This is a genomic window from Pseudomonas agarici (assembly GCF_001543125.1).
In the GTDB taxonomy this organism is placed as follows: Bacteria; Pseudomonadota; Gammaproteobacteria; order Pseudomonadales; family Pseudomonadaceae; genus Aquipseudomonas; species Aquipseudomonas agarici.
In genome coordinates, this window is sequence record NZ_CP014135.1 from 4,542,459 (window position 1) to 4,568,715 (window position 26,257).

The following is a 26,257-nucleotide window of genomic DNA, read 5'->3' on the forward strand; positions in this document are numbered from 1 at the left end:
GGTTGCACCTTGACTATCCCGAAGCTACTCTTGCCGACAGCTAATGCCGCGCAACAGTGGCAACCATGAGGATAAGAAAATGGCTACGACCACCCTTGGGGTCAAACTCGACGACCCGACCCGCGAGCGCCTTAAGGCAGCAGCCCACTCGATTGATCGCACCCCCCACTGGCTGATCAAGCAAGCCATTTTCAATTACCTGGAAAAACTCGAGAGCGGTGCAACCCTGAGCGAACTCAGCGGCACCGTCCGGGGTGAAACCGACGACGCCGGTGAGCTTCAGGCCGACCATGCCCATCAGTGCTTCCTCGAATTTGCCGAAAGCATCCTCCCGCAATCGGTGCTGCGCTCGGCCATTACTGCCGCTTACCGGCGCCCCGAGTCGGAAGTGGTGCCGATGCTGCTGGAACAGGCGCGCCTGCCGGTGGCCATGGCCGAGGCCACCCATAAGCTGGCCTCGAACATCGCGCAAAAGCTGCGCAACCAGAAGAGCGTCGGTGGTCGGGCCGGTATCGTCCAGGGTTTGTTACAGGAGTTTTCGCTGTCGTCTCAGGAGGGCGTGGCATTGATGTGCCTGGCCGAAGCGCTGCTGCGGATTCCCGACAAAGGCACCCGCGACGCGCTGATTCGCGACAAGATCAGCACCGGCAACTGGCACCCGCACCTGGGCAACAGCCCGTCGCTATTCGTCAACGCCGCCACCTGGGGCCTGCTGCTGACCGGCAAGCTGGTCGCTACCCACAATGAAGCCGGCCTGACCTCGTCCCTGAGCCGGATCATCGGCAAAAGCGGCGAGCCGATGATCCGCAAGGGCGTCGACATGGCCATGCGCCTGATGGGCGAACAGTTCGTCACCGGCGAAACCATCGCCGAGGCGCTGGCCAACGCCAGCCGTTTCGAAGCCAAGGGTTTCCGCTATTCCTACGACATGCTCGGCGAAGCGGCCCTGACCGAACGCGATGCGCAGAAATACCTGGCGTCCTACGAGCAGGCGATCCACGCCATCGGCAAGGCCTCCCACGGTCGTGGCATTTATGAAGGGCCGGGCATCTCCATCAAGCTTTCGGCGCTGCATCCACGCTACAGCCGTGCTCAGTACGAGCGGGTGATGGACGAGTTGTACCCGCGCCTGCTGTCGCTGACCCTGCTGGCCAAGCAATATGATATCGGCCTGAACATCGACGCCGAAGAAGCCGACCGCCTGGAGCTGTCGCTGGATTTGCTCGAACGCCTGTGCTTCGAACCGCAACTGACCGGCTGGAACGGCATAGGCTTCGTGATCCAGGCCTACCAGAAGCGCTGCCCGTATGTGATCGACTACGTCATCGACCTGGCTCGCCGCAGTCGTCACCGCCTGATGATCCGCCTGGTGAAAGGCGCTTACTGGGACAGTGAGATCAAGCGCGCCCAGGTCGAAGGCTTGGAAGGCTATCCGGTGTATACCCGCAAGGTGTACACCGACGTTTCCTACATCGCCTGCGCGCGAAAGCTGCTGTCGGTCCCGGAAGTCATCTACCCGCAGTTCGCCACTCACAACGCCCATACCCTGTCGGCCATCTACCATATCGCCGGGCAGAACTATTATCCCGGCCAGTACGAGTTCCAATGCCTGCACGGCATGGGCGAACCGCTCTACGAACAAGTGGTGGGCAAGGTCGCCGAAGGCAAGCTGAACCGTCCGTGTCGCGTGTACGCCCCGGTCGGCACCCACGAAACCTTGCTGGCCTATCTGGTTCGTCGGCTGCTGGAGAACGGAGCCAACACCTCCTTTGTCAACCGCATCGCTGACCAGTCCATCTCCATTCAGGAACTGGTGGCCGATCCGGTCAGCAGCATCGAGCAGATGGCGTTGCAGGAAGGTGGTTTCGGCTTGCCACACCCGCGCATTCCCTTGCCACGCGAGCTGTATGGTCCCGAGCGCGCCAACTCGGCGGGTATCGACATGGCCAACGAGCATCGCTTGGCCTCGCTGTCCTGTGCACTGCTGGCCAGCGCCCATAACAACTGGAAGGCCGCGCCGATGCTGGGCTGCGACGCCAGCAACGAAACCGCGACGGCGGTGTTGAATCCCTCGGATCAGCGCGATCTGGTCGGTTATGTCCAGGAAGCCACGGTCGAAGACGTCGACAATGCCGTCCAATGCGCGCTGAGCGCCGCGCCGATCTGGCAGGCCACCCCGCCGGCCGAGCGCGCCGCGATCCTGGAACGTGCCGCCGACCTGATGGAAGGTGAGATCCAGCCGCTGATGGGCCTGCTGGCCCGGGAAGCTGGCAAGACCTTCGCCAATGCTATCGCCGAAGTCCGCGAGGCCGTGGACTTTCTGCGCTACTACGCAGTGCAGGCCCGCAATGACTTCAGCAACGACGCCCACCGTCCGTTGGGACCGGTGGTCTGCATCAGCCCGTGGAACTTCCCGCTCGCCATTTTCAGCGGCCAGGTGGCTGCCGCACTGGCCGCCGGTAATCCGGTGCTGGCCAAGCCCGCTGAACAGACCCCACTGATCGCCGCCCAGGCCGTGCGCCTGCTGCTCGAAGCGGGGATTCCACAAGGTGTGGTGCAACTGCTACCGGGCCGTGGTGAAACCGTGGGTGCGCGCCTGGTTGGCGACGAGCGCGTCAAAGGCGTGATGTTCACCGGCTCCACCGAAGTCGCCCGCCTGCTGCAGCGCAATGTCGCCGGACGCCTGGATAATCAGGGCCGACCGATTCCGCTGATCGCCGAAACCGGCGGGCAGAACGCAATGATCGTCGATTCCTCGGCGTTGACTGAACAGGTGGTCATCGATGTCGTCTCCTCGGCCTTCGACAGTGCCGGCCAGCGTTGCTCAGCCCTGCGCGTGCTGTGCCTGCAGGAAGACTGCGCCGAGCGTGTGATCGAAATGCTCAAGGGCGCCATGGCTGAATGCCGCCTGGGCAACCCGGAACGCTTGTCCGTGGATATCGGCCCGGTGATCGACGCCGAGGCCAAGGCGGGTATCGAGAAACATATCCAGGCCATGCGCGACAAAGGTCGCAGTGTCTACCAAGTGGCCATCGCTGACAGCGAGGAGTGCAAGCGCGGCACGTTCGTCATGCCGACCCTGATCGAACTGGAAAGCTTCGACGAACTGCAGCGGGAAATCTTCGGCCCGGTGCTGCATGTGGTGCGCTACAAGCGCAAGGAAATCGACTCGTTGATCGCACAGATCAATGCCTCAGGCTACGGCCTGACTCTGGGCGTGCACACACGGATCGACGAAACCATCGCCAAGGTCATCGACACGGTCAATGCCGGCAATGTCTACGTCAACCGCAATATCGTCGGCGCCGTGGTCGGTGTCCAACCGTTCGGCGGCGAAGGCCTGTCGGGCACCGGTCCGAAAGCCGGTGGCCCACTGTACCTGTATCGCCTGCTGGCGACCCGACCGAGCGATGCCATCGAGCAATCGTTCGTGCGTGTCGATGCCCTGAATGCGCCGGATATGCGCTTGCGCGACGCCATGAGCAAGCCGCTGATCGCACTACAAACCTGGGCACGCGCCAACCAGCAACCGGAGCTGGCGGAGTTGTGCACCCAGTTTGCCGCGCAATCGCAAAGCGGCATCACTCGCCCGCTGGTCGGCCCGACCGGCGAGCGCAACACCTATGCCATCCTGCCCCGCGAGCACGTGTTGTGCCTGGCAGCCGTTGAAGCGGACCTGCTGAGCCAGCTCGCCGCCGTTCTGGCGGTGGGCAGTTCAGCGGTATGGCCGGAGGGAGAGCTGGGCAAGGCGCTCCATGCCCGGCTACCCAAAGAGGTCCAGGCGCGCATCCAGCAGGTGGCCGACTGGCAGAAGGACGAGGCGATCTTCGATGCGGTGCTGCATCACGGTCATTCCGACCAGTTGCGGGCGGTCTGTCAGCAGGTGGCCAAACGGGCTGGAGCGATTGTCGGCGTGCAGGGCCTGTCTCAGGGCGAAACCGGTATTGCCCTGGAACGCTTGGTGATCGAACGTGCGCTGAGCGTCAACACTGCGGCTGCGGGTGGTAACGCCAGCCTGATGACCATCGGTTAAATCGCCCGAAAGACCGGGCGCCGACAATAGGCGCCTGGTTTCATTGCCCTTCAGAACCCGAACCGGGGACTGTATTCCACACCAAATCCCTCTTTGCGCAGGCGGGCTTGCAACTCCAGCAGTTCCTCCCTCGATGAAACCTGTCGAGGTGCGGGCGTCACACCGCTTTGACGGCCCTTGGGAAAAAAGAAAATCGGCGCATCCCGTGCGTCGAACCCTGGGGAAAACGGATTACCGGTTTCGTCGTTGTGCCAGACCAGGTTGCCACCGGCATAGCCCGCTCCGGCAATTTCCTGGTTCAGCGACCGCACGATCGCCATGCCAAAACGATGGATATTGCCCATGTCCTCATGTTCCTGTGCCCCCCGGAAAGCAGGCTGCCCGGTAAGCAACGGCATAGCTCGCAGCTTCAGTGCCTCGCAAGCCGTCTTCGCCAATATCGGCGCGACGCGCAACGGCCGAACGTTGTCACTTTGCGTCTGGCGCGGATAAATCGAGAACAGGTCATAGTCCGCCGTGATTGCCCTGTCATCGCCCGGATTGCTCAGCACTTTGACTGGCCCGGTCTCGTCGAGCACCTGTCCCTGTATGTCGATGTGGAACCGAACGCAGGCACCCGAGGGATACTCGACCTGATACCCCTCCCCCACGGGCGTCAGATGCCCGGTCGCCAGCAACTCGTGAATACGCGCCTGAGACAGCACCAGGTTCACCGCCCCGGCGCCAGCGCGCAATGAACTGTCGATGCCGTATTGCTGCTGAGCGACTTGCGCCGCCGTCACCTTCGAGTACGCAGGATTGAGCGCAATAAAACCGGCCGTGGGCCCGGTACCGCTGGACTTGGCTTTTACATGAAAGCACTTCGAGGAAAACCCTTCCCTGAGCAGGCTCGCGCTCAGGGGATTGGGCGTGCGAATACCGAGCACGACCCCATAACGATTGGCCACGGTTTGAATCGCTTCGGCATACGGCAAATCAAGAGTGATATCGGGCGAAACGGCAGACGCCGAGACCTTCTGCAGTGCCTGAGACACATTCGTGACCGTTTTCAGCGACTCGGACACGGTTGACGGCAAGGCGTCCCGTAAAAACCCGGCGGTGAAAAGCTGAGTGTCTGACAGTCTTTCCAACATAAAGTACTCCCTCAAAAAACTCGAAGGACTACTTTGACGACAACCGACTCGTTCAAATATCAGAAAAAACCCCTACACCGCATTCTGTCGTCGCGACCACCGTTACCCGCAATCCACCATCACTGCCTGGCCCCACCATCACCCGAATCAATCTTGCCAGGCACCGCTACTTCCATCAGCCCGAGATTGTCGACGCGCGGGCAATACCTGCCCGGCTATATGGAATGAGTGACTCCAAAGCTTTTTGACAGCAGTGCATTTCAACGAGTTAGAATCGCTGGCACGTAGACTGCATGGTCAGTCCGCGCACTGCCCTTCTCGCTTTTTCTGGAGTACTGCCTTTGAATGCAACGACCATCAACAGCCTGTTCTTGATCGGCGCGTTGCTGGTAGGCGCAAGCATTTTGGTGAGCTCCCTGTCCTCGCGCCTCGGTATCCCCATCCTGGTGATCATCCTGGCCGTGGGGATGACCGCTGGCGTCGACGGCGGCGGGATCATTTTCGACAACTACCCAACCGCCTACTTGGTGGGCAACCTGGCCCTGGCCGTGATCCTGCTCGATGGCGGCCTGCGCACGCGGGTCGCGAGTTTTCGCGTGGCCCTCTGGCCGGCACTGTCGCTGGCGACCGTGGGCGTGCTAATCACCACTGCACTGACCGGTATAGCCGCCGCCTGGCTGTTCAACCTGAACATCATCCAAGGCCTGTTGATCGGCGCCATCGTCGGCTCGACGGATGCCGCCGCGGTATTTTCCCTACTGGGCGGCAAGGGCCTGAACGAACGGGTAAGCGCCAGCCTGGAAATCGAGTCGGGCAGTAACGACCCGATGGCGGTGTTCCTCACCGTGACGCTGATCGACATGCTTGCCAGCGGCCAGACCGGCCTGCACTGGAGCCTGTTCGGCCATCTGGTTCGCGAATTCGGCATCGGCAGCGTCATCGGCCTGGTTGGCGGCTGGCTGATGCTACAACTGGTCAACCGGATCAACTTGGCCAACGGCCTGTACCCGATCCTGGTGATTGCCGGCGGCCTGGTGGTCTTCGCCCTGACTAACGCCCTGCACGGCAGTGGCTTCCTGGCGGTCTACCTGTGCGGTCTGGTGATCGGCAACCGCCCGGTGCGCAGCCGCCATGGCATCCTGCACATGCTCGACGGCATGGCCTGGCTGGCGCAGATCGGCATGTTCCTGGTGCTGGGTCTGTTGGTCACGCCCCATGATCTGCTACCCATTGCCCTGCCGGCCCTGGGCCTGGCATTGTGGATGATCCTGTTCGCCCGACCGCTGTCGGTACTGATCGGCCTGCTGCCGTTCAAGGCTTTCCATGGCCGGGAAAAAGCCTTTATTTCCTGGGTCGGCCTGCGCGGCGCGGTGCCGATTATTCTCGCGGTGTTCCCGTTGATGGCCGGCCTGCCCCATGCGCAGCTGTACTTCAACCTGGCGTTCTTTATCGTGCTGGTATCGCTGCTGGTGCAAGGCACCAGCCTGCCGTGGGTCGCCAAGTTGCTCAAGGTCACGGTGCCGCCGGAGCCGGCGCCGATTTCTCGCGCCGCGCTGGAGGTTCATGTCACCAGCGAGTGGGAACTGTTCGTCTACCGCCTGGGCGCCGAGAAATGGTGCATCGGCGCCGCCCTGCGCGAGCTGAAAATGCCCGAAGGCACGCGGATCGCCGCACTGTTCCGAGGCCAGCAACTGCTCCATCCGTCGGGTAGTACCACCCTGGAAGTCGGCGACCTGTTGTGTGTCATCGGCCACGAGCACAACCTGTCGGCGCTCGGCAAACTGTTCAGCCAGGCGCCAGAGCGCGGCCTCGATCTGCGCTTCTTCGGCGATTTCGTGCTCGAAGGCGACGCCCAACTGGGCGCGGTCTCGGCGCTCTATGGTCTGAAACTCGAAGGCGTCGACCCGAACACGCCGCTGAGCAGCTTTATCGCCTACAAGGTCGGCGGCGCGCCAATCGTCGGCGACCAGGTGGAGTGGAACAACACCCTCTGGACGGTGGCAGTCATGGACGGGAACAAGATCGGCAAAGTGGGCGTCAGATTCCCCGAAGGAAGTCGCCCAGGGCCGGGACTCTTCCTCTAAACTGCCCATTCTCTTCATCAGGCTCGACCAGTACCTATGTCTTTCATGCGCTCTCTTTTCGTTACGACCCTGCTGGGCCTGAGTCTTGCCGTCGGCGCGCTACAGGCCGCCGAGCCACCCACCAGCGGGTCGGTCCAGCAGAGCCTGGACAAGATCGCCGAGCGCAAACTGCCTGACGCCGATCAGAAAGCCCTGCAACTGGTGCTCCAGCAGACCTTGAGCTGGCTGTCGAGCGCCGACGACTACGATAAGCGCCTGAGCGCGACCAAGCAACAAGTGGCCGAGGCTCCACGCCAGACCAACGAAAACCAACGTGAACTGGCACGCCTGAAAGTCACCAAAGTGGTCCCGGTCGCCCAGCGCTATGCCAACCAATCGGTCCCGCAACTCGAACAATTGCTGTCCGAGCGCACCACCCAGCAGGGCGAGCTACAAAAGGCCCTGGCCGACGCCAATAGCCTGATCATCACCGCCCAGACCCGTCCCGAGCGGGCACAGTCGGAGATCAGCAGCAGCCAGACCCGCATCCAACAGATCAACACCACCCTCAAGCTAGGTAAGGATAACGGTAAGACGCTAAGCGGCGACCAACGCAACCAGTTGAACGCAGAACTGGCCTCGATCAACGCCTTGATCCTGCTGCGCCGCCAAGAGCTGGCGGGCAATAGCCAGTTGCAGGACCTGGGCAACAGCCAGCACGACCTGCTGATGGAAAAGACCGCACGCCTGGAACAGGAAATCCAGGATATGCAGACGCTGATCAACCAGAAACGCCTGGCCCAGTCCCAGAAGACCGTTACCCAGCAATCCATCGAAGCCCAGAAGGCCGGTGACAGCAGCCTGCTGGCGACCGAGAGCGCGACCAACCTCAAGCTCTCCGACTACCTGCTCAAAAGTACCGACCGCCTCAACGAATTGACCCAGCAGAACCTACGGGCCAAGCAGCAACTCGATAGTGTGACCCAGAGCGACCAGGCCCTGGACGAACAGATCAGCGTGCTCAAGGGCAGCCTGCTGCTGTCGAAAATTCTCTACAAACAAAAACAGGCCCTGCCGCGACTGCAACTGGACAAGAACCTGGCGGATGAGATCGCCGATATCCGTCTGTACCAGTTCGAGGTCAACCAACAGCGCGAGCTGATCAACAGCCCCAGTACTTATGTGGATAACCTGCTGGCGACCCAGCCACCGGAGCAGCTCAACCCGCAGCTACGGCGCACCCTGCTTGACCTCGCCGTGACCCGTGGCGATCTGCTGGAGCGCCTGAATCGCGAACTGAGCGCCTTGCTCAACGAATCGATCACCTTGCAACTGAACCAGAAACAATTGCTCGACACCGCCCAGGCCCTGCGCGCGACCCTGGACGAGCAGATGTTCTGGATCCCCAGCAACAAGCCGCTGGACCTGGAATGGCTGGAGGGCGTACCCAGTCGCCTGCAAAAACAGCTCAATACCTTGCCCTGGGCTTCCAGCCTGAGCGAGCTGAGCGAAGGCCTGCTGCAACGGCCGCTGCTGTTCCTGCCCTTGCTGCTGTTGATCGGTGCGCTGTTATGGCGGCGCCGCCACCTGTACGCGCAACTGAGCAAGGTGCACAAGGACATCGGCCACTTCAAGCGAGACAGCCAGTGGCATACGCCGCAGGCGATCCTGGTCAACGTGCTGCTGGCGCTGCCGATTGCCCTGGGCCTGGCGCTCTGCGGCTATGCCTTGCAGATCGATGCCCGAGGCCAGAACGCCAACCTCGGTGCCGCATTGTTACAGATGTCCCAAGCCTGGCTGGTGTTCTACACCGCCTACCGGATCCTCGCGCCGGGCGGCGTGGCCGAACTGCATTTCCACTGGGAAAAACCCCAGGTCGAGTTCCTCCAGGGTTGGATCCGTCGCCTCGGCTTCGTGGTCATGGCACTGGTGGCCGTGGTGGCGGTGGCCGAACACCAACCGGCCGCGCTGGCCGACGACGTGCTCGGCATTGCCGTGGTCCTGACCTGTTATGCACTGATGGCCTGGCTGCTCAGCCGGTTACTGCTGCGCAGCCCGAATCACCACAATGCCTCATTGTTTCGCAAACTGGTGGGCGTGGTGTTCACCGCGCTGCCCATCGCCCTGTTCGTCGCGGTCTGCTTCGGCTACTACTACACCGCCTTGAAGCTCAGCGACCGCTTGATCAACACCCTCTACCTGCTAATGTTCTGGCTGGTGATCGAGGCCACCTTCGTGCGCGGCCTGGCCGTCGCGGCACGCCGCCTGGCCTATCAGCGCGCCCTGAGCAAACGCCAGGCTGCCAAGGACGCCGGCGATGGCGAGCCGACGGTCGAAGAGCCGGCCCTGGATATCGCACAGGTCAACCAGCAGTCCCTGCGCCTGATCCGCCTGATCCTGCTCGGCGGTTTCGTCGCGGCGCTGTACTGGGTCTGGTCGGACCTGATCACGGTGTTCTCGTACCTGGACAACATCACCCTCTACGAATACACCAGCGGTACCGGCGCCACCATGAGCATGGTGCCGATCACCATTGGCAACGTGATCGGTGCCCTGGCGATCGTCGGTATCACCTTTGCCCTGGCGCGCAACCTGCCCGGCCTGCTGGAAGTGCTGGTACTGTCCAAGCTCGAACTGGCCCAGGGCAGCGCCTACGCCACCACCACCCTGCTGTCCTATGTCATCGCCGGCATCGGTTTCGTGTCCACCCTCTCGACCCTGGGGGTGAGCTGGGATAAGTTGCAGTGGCTGGTAGCGGCTCTATCGGTCGGACTGGGCTTCGGCATGCAGGAAATCTTCGCCAACTTCATCTCCGGCATCATGATCCTGTTCGAACGCCCGGTGCGGATCGGCGATACCATTACCATCGGCACGCTGTCAGGTACGGTCAGCAAGATCCGCATCCGGGCGACCACCATCACCGACTTCGACCGCAAGGACATTATTGTCCCGAACAAGACCTTCATCACCGGACAACTGATCAACTGGTCGCTGACCGACACCGTCACCCGCGTGACCCTCAAGCTCGGCGTGGACTATGGCTCCGACCTGGATCGGGTTAAGGAATTGCTGCTCAAGGCTGCCCGCGACAACCCGCGGGTGCTCAAGGAGCCCGAGCCCCATGTGTATTTCCTCAACTTCGGCGAAAGCACCCTGGACCACGAGTTGCGCATGCATGTACGTGACCTGGGCGACCGCAACCCGGTGATCGACGAGGTCAACCGTTTTATCAACTGCGAGTTCAAGAAAGAACACATCAACATCTCGTTCCGGCAGATGGAGGTCTACCTCAAGAACCTGCACGGCCAGGAATACAAGTTGGTGCCCGTCGAAGGCGAAACAAGCAGCTTGGCGCCCAAGCCCCCGGTCGAGCCGGATCAGCAGTCGCCGCTGAACAAGCTTGACTAGCACTGGGAAGCCAATCCCAGCAAAATACTCGGACACTCTGCTGGAGATGGCCGTTGAAAGCCCTCGACGAACTGACCTTCGACAACCGCTTCGCCCGCCTGGGCGACGGCTTTTCTACCCATGTGCTGCCCGAGCCCATCGACAACCCGCGCCTGGTGGTTGCCAGTCCAGCGGCCATGGCTCTGCTCGACCTTGACCCGGCGGTTGCCGAGCAACCCGTGTTTGCCCAGCTATTTAGCGGCCACACGTTATGGGCCGAGGCCGAGCCACGGGCAATGGTCTATTCAGGGCATCAGTTCGGCGCCTACAACCCGCGCCTGGGCGACGGTCGTGGGCTGTTGCTGGGCGAGGTCTACAACCAGGCGGGCGAGCACTGGGACTTGCATCTCAAGGGTGCCGGCCAGACCCCCTATTCGCGCATGGGCGATGGTCGTGCGGTGCTACGCTCCTCGATCCGCGAATTTCTCGCCAGCGAAGCCCTGCATGCCCTGGGCATCCCCAGCAGCAGGGCACTCTGTGTAATCGGCTCCGACACTCCAGTCTGGCGGGAAAAACAGGAGCGCGCGGCGATGATCCTGCGCCTGGCGCCGAGCCATGTCCGTTTCGGTCATTTCGAGTATTTTTACTACACCCAGCAGCCCGAGCAGCACAAGCAACTCGGCGAGCACGTGCTGGCGCTGCACTTCCCCGAATGCCTGGAACAGCCGGAGCCGTACCTGGCGATGTTCAAGGAAATCGTCGAGCGCAATGCCGAGCTGATTGCCAAGTGGCAGGCCTACGGCTTCTGTCATGGCGTGATGAACACCGACAACATGTCAATCCTGGGCATCACTTTCGATTTTGGCCCCTTTGCCTTCCTCGATGATTTCGACGCCCATTTCATCTGCAACCATTCCGACGGCCAGGGCCGCTATTCCTTCAGCAACCAAGTGCCGATCGGCCAGTGGAACCTCAGTGCGCTGGCCCAGGCACTGAGTCCCTTCATCACGGTCGAGGCCCTGCGCGAAACCCTGGGCTTGTTCCTACCGCTGTACCAGGCCCACTACCTGGACCTGATGCGCCGCCGCCTCGGCCTGACCACGGCAGAAGGGGACGACCAGAAACTGGTGGAGGACCTGCTGCAACTGATGCAGGTCGGTGGCGTGGATTACAGCCTGTTCTTCCGCCGCTTGGGCAATGAACCCGCCGCCCTGGCCACGGCCCGCCTGCGCAACGACTTTATCGACCTTAACGGCTTCGATACCTGGGCAGAGCCCTATAAAGCCCGCGTCGCCCGCGAACCGGACCAGGACGAGGCCCGGCGCCAGGCGCGGATGCACGCGGTCAATCCGCTCTACATCCTGCGCAACTACCTGGCGCAGAAGGCCATCGATGCAGCGGAGGGTGGCGACTACGAGGAAGTGCGGCGGCTACACGCGGTGCTGAGCAACCCGTTCGAGGAACAAGCGGGGATGCAAGCCTATGCCCAGCGGCCACCGGAATGGGGCAAGCACCTGGAGATCAGTTGTTCGTCCTGAACCGGCTCAGATAAAGGTCTGCTCGCGCACCCCGAAGCGTTCGGCCGGCCAGCGAATCTGGCGCAGGTGGAGCTGGCGCTTGCCGCTGAGGATTTCCGAAGCCACCGATTGCGGCCCCACGCCCGGCAGGTCGCTCTAGGTCAGGCCATGCTCGCGCATCATTTCCCGCAGGACATCGGCGCCACTGGCCTTCGGCATCGGCCGGTGCTCCTGGTCATAGGCTTGGATGTGATCACTGAGGATATCCACCAGGCTCATCAGCGGGCTCGACTCGTCCTCGCCGATCAGCTCGAGCAATTCATCGAGCATGCCGACCAACGCATCGTAGTCGGCTTCGTTTTTCGGCTTGCACAGCAGCGGCCCGACAAAATGCCAATGCCCGAAAGCCTGTTGGGTCATGACGTTCATCAACGTTCATCCCTCCATTTAACCTGAAACCTTGATAAAGCCCATTCACGACTCCAGATAGAGTCCACTGGCCATTTATCTGGAGCCCCGCCATGTCCGCCCCCCTGTTGATCCCCTGCCCCCACTGCAACGGTCTCAACCGCATTCCCGCCGACCGCTTGGGCGATCAGCCAAAATGCGGGCGCTGCAAGGCCGGGGTCCTGCTGGACAAACCTTTCGAGTTGAAACAGGGTGACTATGCGAGCCAGATCAAGGGCGACCTGCCGTTGCTGGTGGATGTCTGGGCCGATTGGTGCGGGCCGTGCAAATCCTTTGCGCCGATATTCGAGCAGGCGGCGGGTCAGCTCGCGGGCAAATGCCGACTGGCCAAGCTCGACAGCGAAGCCAACCCGCAACTGTCCGCGCAGTTGGGGATTCGCTCGATTCCCAGCCTGATCCTGTTCAGGAACGGCCGGGAAGTGGCGCGACAGAGCGGAGCTTTTCCATTGCCGCAACTACTGGCGTGGCTGCGCAGCCAGGGGATCGCCGCTTAGGCGTTATCTTCCAGCAGGTTGTGCAGCTCGACAAACTGCTGGGTCAACTTGTGACGCGGGTCAAAGTGAATCAACGGCTTGCTGGCTTCGTGGGACTCGCGCATCTTCACCGAGCTGTTAAGGTATACCGACAGCACCGGCAGCCCTTCGGCGATCAGCTCGTCAAGCATCTGTCGCGGCAGGCTGGCCCGCGGCTGGAACTGATTGACCACGATGCCTTCCACTTGCAGGCCTTCGTTGTGGTCTTCCTTCAACTCTTCGATTTCCGCCAGCAGGCCATACAGCGCCTGCCGGGAAAAGCTGTCGCAATCGAAGGGAATCAGTACACGATCAGCGGCAATCAACGCTGAAACCGCATAGAAGTTCAGCGCTGGCGGGGTATCCAGGTAAATCCGCTCGTAATCCTGCGCCAACTCGTCCAGCAGTTTGCGCAGCTTGTTGATCTTGTGCTTTGCCTCAAGCTTGGGCTGCAAGTCGGCCAGTTCGGCAGTGGCGGTGATCACATGCAGGTTGTCGAAGGGGGTTTCATAGATATCCACCTGGCCCTTCTTGGAAAACGGCCCGGACGACAGGGTTTGCTTGAAGAAGTCGGCAATACCCATGGGAATGTCCTCACCGGTGAGGCCGGTCAGGTATTGCGTGGAATTGGCTTGGGCATCGAGGTCCACCAGCAGGGTCCGATAGCCCTCGCTGGCGCTGACCGCCGCCAGATTGCAAGCAATGCTCGACTTGCCGACCCCACCCTTCTGATTGAATACCACACGCCGCATGACAGGACCTCCGTGCATCAATGAATAACCGAGTGTAGAGGGCTTGGCCCTAGAGGAGACAAGTACTATTCCATCATCGGCAATAACTGCGCAAACTCTCGAACGCTCCACTCAAATCAAGGAAACGACCGACAGACATATCGCCGAAAATATCGACAATGGGCATATGACACAGGGTGCTTTGGCCATTTGTAGATTTTATCGGGCAAAATGTAGCCCATTGTTTGCTACAAGTCCGTGGCACCGGGATAATGCGCGCCACTCGGCCATGGCGCCACGCCCAGTGGAATGTCGGTCAAGGAGCCAGCCGTGGCGTTCAAGCAAGCCCGCAGGGGCGGGAAGATTACTCAGTGATCAACTTCAATATTGCCCAATGGGGTGCCTGGGCCCCGGGCCTCGAGAGCGTGGCCGACTGGCAGGTCTGGAGCCGCCAGCCCACGGTGCTTGCGCCGAGCGATGCGGCTCCCGATGTGTCGTTCCTGCCAGCTATGCAACGCCGCCGCCTCAGCCGCCTGGCGCGCATGGCCTTCAGCGTCGGCTGGCCGCTGGCGCAGGGGCACCAGGCACTGCCACTGGTCTTCATCTCCCGGCACGGCGAAACCTTACGCACACTGGAAATTCTCAGCGATCTGGCTGCCGACCAGCCACTCTCGCCCACGCAGTTCAGTCTCTCGGTACATAACGCCATTGTCGGCTTGTGGTCGATCATACGCGGCGAAACCAGCGAAATGAGCGCGCTGGCCGCCAATGGCGACGGCCTGGAGCATGGCATGCTGGAGGCGGCGGCACTGCTCGGTGAAGGTGCTCCGGCGGTATTGCTGGTGATCACCGAAGAACAACCGCCCGAAGCCTACAGCCGCTGGATCGACGACGTACCGTTCCCCTATGCCGTCGGTTTGTTGCTGACACCGGGCGACGAATGGCAGTTGTCCCTGGACCGTTGCCAGGACGAAGGCGTCAGAAGCCAATGGCCTCATGCCCTCAATCTGGTGCGTACCTTGCTCGGCCCAGACCCGATCTGCCAACACAGATGGAAGACCCGGGCATGGAACTGGCGGCGCCGAACGTGAATAAGCCTCAAGACGCTTATTACTGGCGCCTGCTGGCCACCGCTGTCAGCTTCGCCCTGTTCGGGTTGGGTGGCCTGTGCCTGCGCCTGGTTATCTTCCCCTTACTCAACGCTCTGCCCGGCGATGCACGGCACTCATACCGGCGCGCACGGCAAACGGTCAGCCGGCTGTTCTGGCTGTTGATCCGATTCATGGCACGGACCGGCGTGCTGACCTACGAAGTCGAGGGCGTGCAACGGCTCGGACGCCCCGGACAAATGATTATCGCCAACCACCCGTCGCTGATCGACGTGGTGTTCCTGATCGGCCTGGTGCGTAACGCCAACTGCGTCGTCAAGCAGAGTCTCTGGCAGAACCCGTTCACCCGAGGACCAGTGCGCTGCGCCCAGTACATCAGCAACGATGGCAGCATGACAATGCTCGAGGCCGCTACTGCGGCGCTGCAAGAGGGCCAGACCTTGATCATTTTCCCCGAGGGTACACGCACCACGCCGGGAGAGGCGCCGGCCTTTCATCGCGGCGCCGCCGCGATTGCCTTGCGAGGTGCGAGAATGATCACCCCGGTCGTGATCAAGGTCAGCCCCTCCACCTTGACCAAGGCCGAACCCTGGTATCGCATTCCCAGACGCCGGGTACACTTCAGTTTTCGCGTCGGAGTCGATATAGACCCACAGGCCTTCGCCAGCCAAGGCCCCGCGCCTCAGGCTTCGCGCAGGCTCAACGATTTTCTGCACCATTACTTCATTAAGGAGCTCGCCACAGATGAGCGATCCGACAAGCGTCCTGCACCATGAGATCAAGGAACTGATCATCGATGCCCTCGGCCTCGAAGACATCAGTGCCCAGGACATCGGCAACGAGCAAACGCTGTTTGGCGAAGGCCTGGGCCTGGACTCGGTGGACGCCCTCGAACTCGGCCTGGCGATCCAGAAACGCTATGGCATCAAGATCGATGGCGACGCCAAGGACACCCGCGACCATTTTTCCAGCGTGGCCAGCCTTGCGGCTTTCGTCACGGCCAAACAGGCAGCCTGAGACACCACCATGCAAACCCGTGAAGACATCTTCAATACGCTGCGCGATGCCCTGGTCGAACTCTTCGAGCTGGTACCTGAGCGCGTCACGCTGGACAGCAACCTGTATCAGGATCTGGAAATCGACAGCATCGACGCCGTGGACCTGATCGACCACATCAAGCGTCAGACCGGCAAGAAAATCGCTGCCGATGAGTTCAAGTCGGTACGCACCGTTAACGACGTGGTCGAGGCTGTGTTTCGCCTGGTCCAACCGACCGCATGAGCCGACTGACCGGCCTGGGCCTACTACTGGCCGGCCTGCTGTATCCCTTTGCGGTGTATTTGGGCATGGAGCATTTTGCGCCCTGGCAGTTCGGGATATTGCTCGGCGGCCTGTGGCTGGCCCGTGCCCTGACCGGCGCACGCAAGCCCGCCAGCCTGTGGATGGCACTGTGCGCCATGGCGTTCTGCGGTTTGCTGGCCTGGCTGAACAACTCGTCGTTGCTGCGCTGGTATCCGGTGCTGATCAGCGGTTTCATGCTCGGTCTGTTCGGCCTGAGCCTGAAATTCGGCCCACCGATGGCCGAGCGGCTGGCACGCCTGAGCGAGCCGGAGCTGCCACAGATAGCAATTCGCTACACCCGCTGGGTGACCTGCGCCTGGAGCTGTTTTTTTCTCTGTAACGGCCTGCTCGCAGCCGCACTGACCCTGTGGGCGCCGCTGAGTTGGTGGGCGTTGTACAACGGCCTGATCGCCTATGGGCTGATGGGCCTGCTGTTTGCCATTGAATGGCTGATACGCCAACGCGTAAGAGGCAGTGCATGAATTGGATAAACCTTGAGCAGTTGCTGCTCAAGACACACGCCGGACGGGCCGTGACGATGGACCCGCCGCTGGAGCATGCCGACCTGTGCCGGCAGGCCCTGGGCCTGGCCGCCGGGCTACGGGCCCGTGGCGTCGAGCGCATGGCATTGCACCTGGAAGACGCCGGGGAACTGGCGATTGCCCTATTCGGCGCCTGGCGGGCCGGGGTTGCCGTGCTGTTGGTGGCCGATCTGCAAGAACAGACACGCCAGCGCTGGTCAGCGGATGTCGACCTGTGGTTGACCGACAGCGCAACCCTCAATGACCTGCAGGCAAAGCCCTTGAGCCCCGCCGCGCTCGATCTCGATGCCTGTCGCCTGAGCCTGTGCACCTCCGGCTCCAGCGGCGAACCCAAGCGCATCGAAAAAAGCCTGCGACAACTGGCCAATGAAGTGCAGGCCCTCGAACACCTATGGGGCGCCGACCTCGACCAGGCCTGTGTCATCGGCAGCGTCGCCACCCAGCATATCTACGGCCTGTTGTTCCGCGTGCTCTGGCCACTGTGTGCCGGACGCCCCTTTGTGCGCACGCAACTGGCCTTCCCCGAGGACCTGCAACGCGCCAGTCGCCGGCACTCGCAGTTCGCTTGGGTGGCGAGCCCGGCCCTGCTCAAGCGCATGGGCGATAATCTTGACTGGCCGGCCCTGAGCCAGATACGCCGGGTGTTCTCCTCCGGTGGCACCTTGCCGCAAGACGCCGCCAGCAACCTGCGACAACACCTGCGCCAATGGCCGACGGAAATCCTCGGTAGTTCGGAAACCGGCGGTATCGCCTGGCGCCAGGGCGCCCGGCTGTGGCGTCCCTTCGCCGATGTGCAACTGGACCAGGACGCCGAGGGTGCCCTGCGGGTGGCTTCACCGTACCTACCAGTCGGGCATGTCGAGCAGACAGCGGATGCCGTGCGCTTCGAAGCCGATGGTCGCTTCGAGCTGTTGGGTCGCCTGGACCGCATCGTCAAGCTGGAGGAAAAACGCATCTCCCTGCCCATGCTCGAACAGGCCCTGGAGGAGCACGCCTGGGTCGCCGAAGCACGGCTGGGCGTGGTGCAGGAGAACCGAGCCTACCTCGGCGCACTGCTGGTGCTCTCCGACCGAGGGCTGCACACCCTGCGCAACCAAGGTCGGCGGACGCTGACCGACACCCTGCGCCAACACCTGCTGAAACATTGCGAGGTACTGGCGCTGCCACGTCGCTGGCGTCTGCTGCGGCAACTGCCGCTCAACCCCCAGGGCAAGCTGCCTCAAGCCGATGTCCAGGCACTGTTGCAGGCTCCACGCCCCAAAGGTCCGGAGATACTGGCCCAGAACGAAACGGATGGCGAATGGCTGCTGCAACTGGCCGTGCCGCCGGACCTCGCCTATTTCAGCGGCCACTTCCCCACCACCCCGGTGCTGCCGGGCGTGGTGCAAGTGGATTGGGCACTCGAACTGGGTCGCCAGCGACTCCAATTGCCGGCAAAATTCGCCGGCATGGAAGTGCTGAAGTTCCAACAGTTGGTCCGCCCCGGCGATCGGATCGATCTGAGCCTGCGCTTCGACCCGATACGCAGCAAACTACACTTCGCCTTTCGCAACGCCAGCGCCGCCTGCTCCAGCGGCCGGATCGTGCTGGAGGCAGCGCATGATTGATCTTGATCCACTCAGCATCCCGCACCAACCTTGCGCGGTAATCCCGGTCTACAACCACGAGGCTGCGGTGCCGGCCGTGGTCGAGGCGTTGCTGGCGGCCGGCCTGCCCTGCGTGCTGGTGGACGACGCCAGCAGCCCGGCCTGCGCCACGGTGCTGGAGCAACTGGCTGAACACGAGCGGATCTTCCTGGTCAAGCTGCCAATCAATCAGGGCAAGGGTGGCGCGGTCATGGCAGGGTTGCGGCAAGCTTCGCGCCTGGGCTTCAGCCACGCCTTGCAGGTGGACGCCGACGGCCAGCATGACCTGCGCGCTGTCGCGAGCTTTCTCGACGCCTCCCGCAGCCATCCCCAAGCATTGATCTGCGGCTACCCGCAATACGATGAAAGCGTGCCCAAGGGCCGCCTCTACGCCCGCTACCTGACCCATGTCTGGGTCTGGATCAACAGCCTGTCGTTGCAGATCCGCGATTCCATGTGTGGTTTGCGGGTCTACCCGCTGCCGCCGGTGCTGGCCCTGATCAACAGGGCCCGACTCGGCAAGCGCATGGACTTCGACCCGGAAATCCTCGTGCGCCTGTCCTGGCGCAACCAGCCCATGCGCTGGCTACCGACCCGCGTTCATTACCCGCAGGACGGTCTGTCGCACTTTCGCCTGTTCCACGACAACACGTTGATTGCCTGGATGCACACCCGACTGTTTTTCGGCATGTTGGTGCGCCTGCCGAGCATTCTCTGGCGAAGGTGGCAAGCATGAAGGACGCACAGCGACACTGGGCCGATCGCCAGGAACGCGGTAGCTTCTGGCTGATGAAACTCACCGCCTTCGGCGTCAAGATTCTGGGACGGCGGATGCTCAGTCCGGTGTTGCACGGCATCGTCCTGTACTTCTTCCTCTTCGGGCGCACTGCCCGGCGCAGTGCCTGGCAATACCAGCAGCACCTCGCTGCCTGGAGCGGCCAGGGCGCCCTGCGACCGACCCTGCTGACGGTCTTCCGGCAGTTCATGGCCTTTGCCGACGCGCTGCTGGACAAACTCGATGTATGGAATGGCAAGCTGAGCCTCGAGCAGATCGAGATCGTCGACCCGGCGCTGCTGCGCGATCAACTGCGCGGCGAACGTGGGCAGATGCTGGTGGGCGCCCACTTGGGCAACCTGGAAGTCTGCCGTGCCCTCGCCGAACTGGGGGGGAAAGTCACGATGAACGTGCTAGTCCACACCAAGCACGCCGAACGTTTCAATCGACTGTTGGGCGAGGCCGGCGCGACCAACCTGCGCTTGATCCAGGTCAGCGAGCTGGACCCGGCAGTCATGCTGCAACTGAGCCAGCGCCTGGACCGTGGCGAGTGGCTGGCGATTGCCGGCGACCGTGTTGCGCTCCACGGTAGGCGCAACGTGCGGGTGGATTTCCTCGGTCACCCGGCGACCTTCCCCCAAGGCCCCTGGTTGCTGGCCGGACTGCTCAAATGCCCGGTCAACCTGCTGTTCTGCCTGAAACTCCAGGGCCGCTATCGCATCACCCTCGAACCTTTCACCGACATGGTGCAATGGAAGCGCGGCGACCGCGAACAGGTGATCGCCCAATGGGCCGCCCGCTATGCCGAGCGCCTGGGCCAGTACTGCCTGCAGGCGCCCCTCCAATGGTTCAATTTCTACCCTTTCTGGAAGACCGATGACGACGTATCCGCTTGAGCCGGTAACCTTCGGCGAACTCCCGCTGCGCATCGAAGACGTGCTGGCCCTGGCCAACCGTCAGGCGCCGACGCAACTGCAAAACGACCCGGCCTACCGCCAGCGCATCGCCAAGGGTGCGCAATTCCTCGACTCACTGCTGAACAAGGAAGGCGTGATCTATGGCGTCACCACCGGCTACGGGGACTCTTGCGTGGTGGCGGTGCCTTTGCGGCATGTCGAGGCACTGCCCCGTCATCTCTACACGTTCCACGGCTGCGGCCTAGGCAAGCTGCTCGATCCGCAGGCCACCCGCGCCGTGCTCGCGGCCCGTTTGCAGTCGCTGTGCCACGGTGTCTCCGGGGTGCGCGTGGAATTGCTGGAACGCCTGCACGCGTTTCTCGACCGGGACATCCTGCCGCTGATTCCCGAGGAGGGTTCGGTGGGCGCCAGCGGCGACCTGACACCGCTGTCCTATGTGGCCGCAACCCTGTCCGGCGAACGTGAAGTACTGTTGCGTGGCGAACGCCGCCAGGCCCGTGACGTCCACCGCGAGCTCGGCTGGGAGCCGTTGGTCCTGCGGCCCAAGGAAGCCCTGGCGCTGATGAACGGCACCGCCGTGATGACCGGCCTGGCCTGCCTGGCCTTCGCCCGTGCCGACTACCTGTTGCAATTGGCAACCCGTATCACCGCGCTGAATGTGGTGGCGTTGCAGGGCAATCCAGAGCATTTCGACGAGCGCCTGTTCGCCGCCAAGCCACACCCAGGGCAGATGCAAGTCGCCGCCTGGCTGCGCGAAGACCTGGCCATCGATGCCCCGACCGCGCCGCTGCACCGGCTGCAGGACCGTTACTCACTGCGCTGCGCGCCCCACGTCCTCGGCGTGCTGGCCGACAGCCTGGGCTGGCTGCGCGGCTTTATCGAAACCGAACTGAACAGCGCCAACGACAACCCGATCATCGACGCCGAAGAAGAACGCGTGCTCCACGGCGGGCATTTCTACGGAGGGCATATCGCCTTTGCCATGGACAGCCTCAAGACCCTGGTGGCCAACGTCGCCGACTTGCTCGACCGGCAGTTCGCCCTGCTGGTGGATGTGCGCTACAACCATGGTTTGCCGAGCAACCTGTCGGGTTGCGAGGCCGAGCGGGCGATGCTCAACCATGGCTTCAAGGCCGTGCAGATCGGCACCAGCGCCTGGACCGCCGAAGCGTTGAAAAACACCATGCCGGCCAGCGTATTCTCGCGCTCCACCGAATGCCATAACCAGGACAAGGTCAGCATGGGCACCATCGCCGCCCGCGACGCGATCCGTGTGCTGGAACTGACCGAGCAGGTCGCCGCCGCCACCCTGCTGGCCGCCAACCAGGGGGTCTGGCTGCGCAACCGGGCCACCGACGCCCGCCCGCTGCCGCCGGCCCTGGCGGCTATGCACGAAGCGTTGGCCAAGGACTTCCCGCCGGTGATCGAGGATCGCGCCCTGGAAGCCGAACTGCGCCTGTGCCTGCAACGCATCGCCGAGCGACGCTGGAGTCTGTATGCGTAGCCGTGGCGTGCTTCAGGTCGATAGCGAAATCCTCGTGCCGTTCTTCGACGTCGACACCATGAACGTGGTCTGGCACGGCCACTACGTGAAATATCTGGAAGTCGCCCGCTGCGCACTGCTGGATCGTATCGGCCACAACTACGCACAGATGCTCGAATCCGGCTACGCCTGGCCGGTGATCGACCTGCAACTGCGCTACGTGCGCGGTGCGGTGTTCGGTCAGAAGATCAAGGTGCGGGCCGATCTGATCGAGTGGGAGAACCGTCTGAAGGTCAACTACCTGATCAGCGATCTTGCCAGCGGCGAACGCCTGACCCGCGCCAGCACGGTGCAAGTGGCGGTGAATCTAAGCAGCCGCGAGATGCTGCTGGCCTCGCCAAGGGTGTTTGTCGACGCGGTCGAGAAGGTGCTGGCATGAATACAGGGTTCAAGGGAGCCTTTCTGGTTCTGGTCTTGGCATTCGGTCTGGCGAGCCAGGCAGCGACCTTCGACCTGCCGCAACTGAGCGAACAACTGGCCAAGCCTTCGGTGATCCACGGTCGGTTCATTCAGGAAAAACACCTGCGGGCGCTGCCACAGCCGCTGACCAGCCAAGGCACTTTCGTCCTCGCCAAGGACCATGGCCTGCTCTGGCTGCTCAAGAGCCCGCTGCAACAGGACTACCGCATCAGCGCCAAGGGCATTGCCCGGCGTGATGCCGATGGCTGGCGGATGCTGCCGAACAGAAGCGCCGGCGCCGAACAGAACCGTCTGTTCATTGCCGTGCTGCAAGGCGACAGCAGCGGCCTGCAACGGGACTTCGAACTGCAACTGCAAGGCGAGGCCAAGGCGTGGCAGTTGACTCTGATTCCGCGTTCGGTACTGCTCAAACAGATCTTCACCCGGATCAACATTGAGGGTGGCGAACGGGTACAGCGCATTGAGCTGCTGGAAACCCAGGGCGACAGCACCGTCCTGCGCATGCTGGACAGCACGGCGAACCGCCCATTGAGCGATGCGGAGCAGCATGACTTTGCCGAGTGAACGCCTGCTGCCGCGCTTGTTCCTGATCCTGCTGCTGGCCGTGCTGGCGCTCGCCGGCTGGCAATGGCGGCACGGCGCGCCGCTGTCGGCCAACTTGATGGAACTGGTGCCGGGCTCCTCGCCCGAGGCACTGGAACTCAGAGCCGACCAACGCATGCAGGAACCATTGAACCGGGAAATGCTGGTGCTGGTCGGCCACCTCGATCGCCAGAAGGCCATCGCCATGGCGCGCCAACTGGGTGAGCAATGGCAGGCCAGCGGGCTGTTCGAGAAGGTCAACTGGGATCTGCAGGCCGATTTACCTGCCTTGCGCCAACAACTGCTGCAAGGGCGCCTGGCCATGCTCGCGGCGAAGGACCGCCAGCAGTTGATCGACGATCCGGCGGCTTTTATCCAGCAACGGCTACAGGCGCTGTATGACCCTTTCGCCGGCTTCGATCTGGTGCCGAGCCAGGATGATTGGCTGGGCCTGACCGGACGTATCCAGAACAGCCAGCCGCAACGCGGCGCCGTGCAACTGGATATCGGCAGCGGTGCCCTGGTGGCCGATGCCGACGGCAAGAGCTGGGTATTGCTGCGGGCGCGGACCACCGGCAACGCCTTCGATATGCAGTTGCCGCTGCAAGTGGCCGAACTGCTCAGGCAAAGCCGCGAGCAAGCGAGCCAGGCCGATGTGCAACTGCTGGCCGCCAGCGGCCTGCTGTACGCCGCCAACGGCCAGCAACAGGCGACCCGGGAAATCACCTGGGTCGGCGGTGGCGCCACCCTGGGCATTCTCCTGCTGTTGCTGCTGGCCTTCCGTCGCTTGCGCGTGCTGCTGGCGTTTGTCCCGGTCCTGGTGGGCATGCTGTTCGGCGCCGTGGCTTGCGTGGCGCTGTTCGGCCATATGCATGTGATGACGCTGGTACTCGGTTCCAGCCTGATCGGCGTCGCGGTGGATTACCCGCTGCATTACCTGTCCAAGAGCTGGACGCTGAAACCCTGGCACAGTTGGCCGGCCCTGCGCCTCACCCTGCCCGGCCTGAGCCTGAGCCTGGCCACCAGTTGCATCGGTTATCTGGCACTGGCCTGGACCCCCTTTCCGGCGCTGACCCAGATTGCCGTGTTTTCCGCTGCCGGACTGCTGGGTGCCTATCTCAGTGCGGTATGCCTGCTGCCGGCGCTGCTCAAGGGCACCGACCTGCGCCCCGCGCAGTGGCCGTTGCGGATCTGTGAAGGGTTGCTGGGGCTGCGTGAACAACTCTTGAGAAAGCTCGGCAACCCCCTGTTGCTAGGCCTGTTGATCGTGTTCTGTGCCGCCGGCCTATGGCAGTTACACAGCAAGAACGACATCCGCCAGTGGGTCGGCGCGCCACCGCAATTGCAGGCCGAAGCCCAGGCCATTGCGCGGATCACCGGCTATCAGCCGACCAGCCAGTTCTTCCTCGTGCGCGCCGCCGATCAACCGCAACTGCTGCAGCGTTCGGCGGCACTGGGCAAGCGCCTCGAACAACTGGTGGGCCTGGAGAAGCTGCAAGGCTATCTGTCGTTGAACCAACTGGTCAGCCCGCCCAGCGAACAACAACACCTGCGCGACGCGCTCCAGCAACTGCCCGACCACTGGCAACCGCTACTCGACCTGGGCGTGCCGCTGGCGGCCTTGCATCGCGAACTGAGCCAGTTACAGGCGCTGCCGATCCAGGACATCGACAGCGCGCTGGTCGGGCCCTTGGCCGAACCCTGGCGCGCCCTCTGGCTCGGCCCCTACGCCGATGGCGTGGCGGGCATGGTCAGCCTGCAGGGCCTGAACGACGCCGAGCTGCTGCGGGTCCAGGCCGTGGACCTGCCGGGGGTACAACTGGTGGATCGTCTCGGCGACCTGAACAGGGTGTTCGCCGCCGCCCAGGTCAGCGCCGCAGAACTCAAGCTCGCCTCCTGCGTACTGATCGTGCTGCTGCTGATCCTGCCGTTCGGCCTCGGCGGTGCCTTGCGCATTGTCGCACTGCCGCTGCTGGCGGCGCTGTGCAGCCTCGCCAGTCTCGGGTGGCTGGGCCAGCCACTGACCTTATTCAGTCTGTTCGGATTGCTGCTGGTCACGGCCATCAGCGTCGACTACGTGATCCTGATGCGCGAGCAGATCGGCGGCGCCGCCGTCAGTCTGCTGGGCACCTTGCTCGCTGCGCTGACCACTTGGTTATCGTTTGGCCTACTGGCGATTTCCAGCACCCCGGCCGTCAGCAACTTTGGCCTCTCGGTCAGCCTCGGCCTGGCCTTCAGCTTTCTGCTCGCGCCTTGGGCCGGGCGCCAATCACCTCCCCATAACGCCGAAATCGGCAAGGAACCCGTGTGCCCATAGTTGAAACGCAACACCGCGAAGTCGTGGTGATAGGCGCCGGCCCTTCCGGCGCCATCGCCGCCGCATTGCTCAAGCGCAACGGCCATGACGTGCTGATCGTCGAGCGCCAGCATTTCCCGCGTTTCTCCATCGGTGAAAGCCTACTGTCGCACTGCCTGGACTTCGTCGAGGAGGCCGGCATGCTCGATGCTGTCAACGCCGCCGGTTTCCAGTTGAAGAACGGCGCGGCCTTCGCCTGGGGAGAGCGCTACAGCGCCTTCGATTTCGGCCAGACCTTCAGCCAGGGCAAGCCGACCACCTTCCAGGTCCAGCGCGCTGATTTCGACCAACTGCTGGCCGATCAAGCCGCCCTGCAAGGCGTGGAAATCCGTTATGGCGAGGAAATCGTCAGCGTCGACTTCGAGTGTTCGCAGCCACAGTTGCGAGCCCGACGCGAAGATGGCCGCGAGTACCTGATCGAGGCCCGCTTCGTCCTCGATGCCAGCGGTTACGGACGTGTCCTGCCGCGCCTGCTGGACCTTGAGGCACCCTCGAACTTCCCGGCACGCCAGGCCATCTTCGCCCATGTCGAAGATCGGATCGACGCGGCGGCTTTCGAGCGGGAAAAGATCCTGATCACCACTCACCCCAAGCAACGGGACATCTGGTTCTGGACCATTCCCTTCAGCGATGGCCGCTGCTCCATCGGAGTCGTCGCCGCCGCCGGGCATTTTGCCGGTCGCGGCGATGATCTGGACGCCAGCCTGAAAAGCTTTATCGCCGAAACGCCCAGCCTGCAACGGGTATTGAAAAACGCCGTGTGGGACACCCCGGCACGGGCCATCGGCGGCTACTCGGCCAACGTCAAGCGTCTGCACGGCCCAGGCTTCGCCCTGCTGGGCAATGCCGCGGAATTTCTCGACCCGGTATTCTCCTCGGGCGTGACCATTGCCATGCGCTCGGCCAGCATGGCCGCCGGCCTGCTGCACCGCCACTTGCAGGGTGAACGTGTCGATTGGCAAAGCCAGTTCGCCGAACCGTTGAAGCGCGGTGTCGACACCTTTCGCTGCTACGTCGAAGGCTGGTACGACGGGACCTTCCAGGATGTGATCTATCACCCTGACAGCTCACCGCAAATCCGCGCCATGATCAGCTCGATCCTCGCCGGTTATGCCTGGGACGAGCGCAATCCGTTTGTCAGTGAATCCAAGCGCCGCCTGCGGATGCTCTCTGAAATCTGTGCGAGCACGCCGGCATGAACAA

General features: G+C 62.7%; 20 protein-coding genes and 1 pseudogene. 18 read left to right on the top strand and 3 right to left on the bottom strand.

Annotation, left to right across the window (positions count from 1 at the left end; all coding sequences use genetic code 11):
* Window positions 1-79: 79 nt before the first annotated feature.
* Window positions 80-4,033: a trifunctional transcriptional regulator/proline dehydrogenase/L-glutamate gamma-semialdehyde dehydrogenase gene (putA, locus tag AWM79_RS19925; protein ID WP_017130104.1), complete on the top strand. Its 3,954-nt coding sequence runs from the start codon at window positions 80-82 to the stop codon at window positions 4,031-4,033.
* Window positions 4,034-4,083: 50 nt separating this feature from the next.
* On the opposite strand, the gene AWM79_RS24565 is transcribed toward putA, so the two are convergent.
* The gene (locus AWM79_RS24565; RefSeq protein WP_081503004.1) at window positions 4,084-5,166 is read right to left on the bottom strand and encodes an anthrax toxin-like adenylyl cyclase domain-containing protein; all 1,083 of its coding nucleotides are present in this window, start codon (window positions 5,164-5,166) and stop codon (window positions 4,084-4,086) included.
* Between the two features lie 341 nt (window positions 5,167-5,507).
* Between AWM79_RS24565 and AWM79_RS19935 the strand changes: the two genes are divergently transcribed.
* The 3 genes from AWM79_RS19935 to selO are packed head-to-tail and all read left to right on the top strand — an operon-like array spanning window position 5,508 to window position 12,154.
* Window positions 5,508-7,250, top strand: coding sequence for a potassium/proton antiporter (locus AWM79_RS19935; protein WP_060783601.1), 1,743 nt, complete (start codon window positions 5,508-5,510; stop codon window positions 7,248-7,250).
* Between the two features lie 36 nt (window positions 7,251-7,286).
* Entirely contained in the window at window positions 7,287-10,637 is a 3,351-nt protein-coding gene (gene mscK, locus AWM79_RS19940; protein ID WP_017130102.1) for a mechanosensitive channel MscK, read from the top strand.
* A 53-nt stretch (window positions 10,638-10,690) separates the two neighbouring features.
* Window positions 10,691-12,154: a protein adenylyltransferase SelO gene (gene selO, locus AWM79_RS19945; RefSeq protein WP_060783602.1), complete on the top strand. Its 1,464-nt coding sequence runs from the start codon at window positions 10,691-10,693 to the stop codon at window positions 12,152-12,154.
* Window positions 12,155-12,160: 6 nt separating this feature from the next.
* Here selO and AWM79_RS19950 read toward each other — a convergent pair.
* Window positions 12,161-12,562, bottom strand: a pseudogene (locus tag AWM79_RS19950) (helix-turn-helix domain-containing protein).
* Window positions 12,563-12,654: 92 nt separating this feature from the next.
* Here AWM79_RS19950 and trxC point away from each other — a divergent pair.
* Window positions 12,655-13,095: a thioredoxin TrxC gene (gene trxC / locus AWM79_RS19955; protein ID WP_017130098.1), complete on the top strand. Its 441-nt coding sequence runs from the start codon at window positions 12,655-12,657 to the stop codon at window positions 13,093-13,095.
* Here trxC and AWM79_RS19960 read toward each other — a convergent pair.
* Window positions 13,092-13,865, bottom strand: a complete 774-nt coding sequence (locus AWM79_RS19960) for a ParA family protein (protein WP_060783603.1) — start codon at window positions 13,863-13,865, stop codon at window positions 13,092-13,094. The two genes, trxC and AWM79_RS19960, sit on opposite strands and share 4 nt — an antisense overlap.
* 350 nt (window positions 13,866-14,215) lie before the next feature.
* Between AWM79_RS19960 and AWM79_RS19965 the strand changes: the two genes are divergently transcribed.
* From AWM79_RS19965 to AWM79_RS20025, 13 genes are read left to right on the top strand one after another with little or no spacing between them, the layout of a single operon-like run.
* Window positions 14,216-14,935: a beta-ketoacyl synthase chain length factor gene (locus tag AWM79_RS19965; protein WP_017130096.1), complete on the top strand. Its 720-nt coding sequence runs from the start codon at window positions 14,216-14,218 to the stop codon at window positions 14,933-14,935.
* Window positions 14,911-15,729: a lysophospholipid acyltransferase family protein gene (locus AWM79_RS19970; protein WP_017130095.1), complete on the top strand. Its 819-nt coding sequence runs from the start codon at window positions 14,911-14,913 to the stop codon at window positions 15,727-15,729. Before AWM79_RS19965 ends, AWM79_RS19970 begins: the two co-directional genes overlap by 25 nt.
* Entirely contained in the window at window positions 15,698-15,970 is a 273-nt protein-coding gene (locus tag AWM79_RS19975) for a phosphopantetheine-binding protein (protein WP_017130094.1), read from the top strand. The genes AWM79_RS19970 and AWM79_RS19975 overlap by 32 nt, the downstream gene beginning before the upstream one ends.
* A 9-nt stretch (window positions 15,971-15,979) precedes the next feature.
* On the top strand, window positions 15,980-16,234 hold the full coding sequence (locus tag AWM79_RS19980; protein ID WP_017130093.1) for an acyl carrier protein: 255 nt from the start codon (window positions 15,980-15,982) through the stop codon (window positions 16,232-16,234).
* Window positions 16,231-16,776, top strand: coding sequence for a COG4648 family protein (locus AWM79_RS19985; protein WP_017130092.1), 546 nt, complete (start codon window positions 16,231-16,233; stop codon window positions 16,774-16,776). The genes AWM79_RS19980 and AWM79_RS19985 overlap by 4 nt, the downstream gene beginning before the upstream one ends.
* Window positions 16,773-18,443, top strand: a complete 1,671-nt coding sequence (locus tag AWM79_RS19990) for an ApeI family dehydratase (protein WP_060783604.1) — start codon at window positions 16,773-16,775, stop codon at window positions 18,441-18,443. Before AWM79_RS19985 ends, AWM79_RS19990 begins: the two co-directional genes overlap by 4 nt.
* Window positions 18,436-19,197: a glycosyltransferase family 2 protein gene (locus AWM79_RS19995; RefSeq protein WP_017130090.1), complete on the top strand. Its 762-nt coding sequence runs from the start codon at window positions 18,436-18,438 to the stop codon at window positions 19,195-19,197. Before AWM79_RS19990 ends, AWM79_RS19995 begins: the two co-directional genes overlap by 8 nt.
* The gene (locus AWM79_RS20000) at window positions 19,194-20,132 is read left to right on the top strand and encodes an LpxL/LpxP family acyltransferase (RefSeq protein WP_017130089.1); all 939 of its coding nucleotides are present in this window, start codon (window positions 19,194-19,196) and stop codon (window positions 20,130-20,132) included. The genes AWM79_RS19995 and AWM79_RS20000 overlap by 4 nt, the downstream gene beginning before the upstream one ends.
* Window positions 20,113-21,657, top strand: coding sequence for an HAL/PAL/TAL family ammonia-lyase (locus AWM79_RS20005; RefSeq protein ID WP_060783605.1), 1,545 nt, complete (start codon window positions 20,113-20,115; stop codon window positions 21,655-21,657). The genes AWM79_RS20000 and AWM79_RS20005 overlap by 20 nt, the downstream gene beginning before the upstream one ends.
* On the top strand, window positions 21,650-22,075 hold the full coding sequence (locus AWM79_RS20010; RefSeq protein ID WP_017130087.1) for an acyl-CoA thioesterase: 426 nt from the start codon (window positions 21,650-21,652) through the stop codon (window positions 22,073-22,075). The genes AWM79_RS20005 and AWM79_RS20010 overlap by 8 nt, the downstream gene beginning before the upstream one ends.
* Window positions 22,072-22,680: an outer membrane lipoprotein carrier protein LolA gene (locus AWM79_RS20015; RefSeq protein ID WP_060783606.1), complete on the top strand. Its 609-nt coding sequence runs from the start codon at window positions 22,072-22,074 to the stop codon at window positions 22,678-22,680. The genes AWM79_RS20010 and AWM79_RS20015 overlap by 4 nt, the downstream gene beginning before the upstream one ends.
* Entirely contained in the window at window positions 22,664-25,015 is a 2,352-nt protein-coding gene (locus AWM79_RS20020; protein ID WP_060783607.1) for an MMPL family transporter, read from the top strand. Before AWM79_RS20015 ends, AWM79_RS20020 begins: the two co-directional genes overlap by 17 nt.
* Entirely contained in the window at window positions 25,006-26,253 is a 1,248-nt protein-coding gene (locus AWM79_RS20025) for an NAD(P)/FAD-dependent oxidoreductase (RefSeq protein WP_017130084.1), read from the top strand. The genes AWM79_RS20020 and AWM79_RS20025 overlap by 10 nt, the downstream gene beginning before the upstream one ends.
* The last annotated feature ends 4 nt before the right edge of the window (window positions 26,254-26,257 follow it).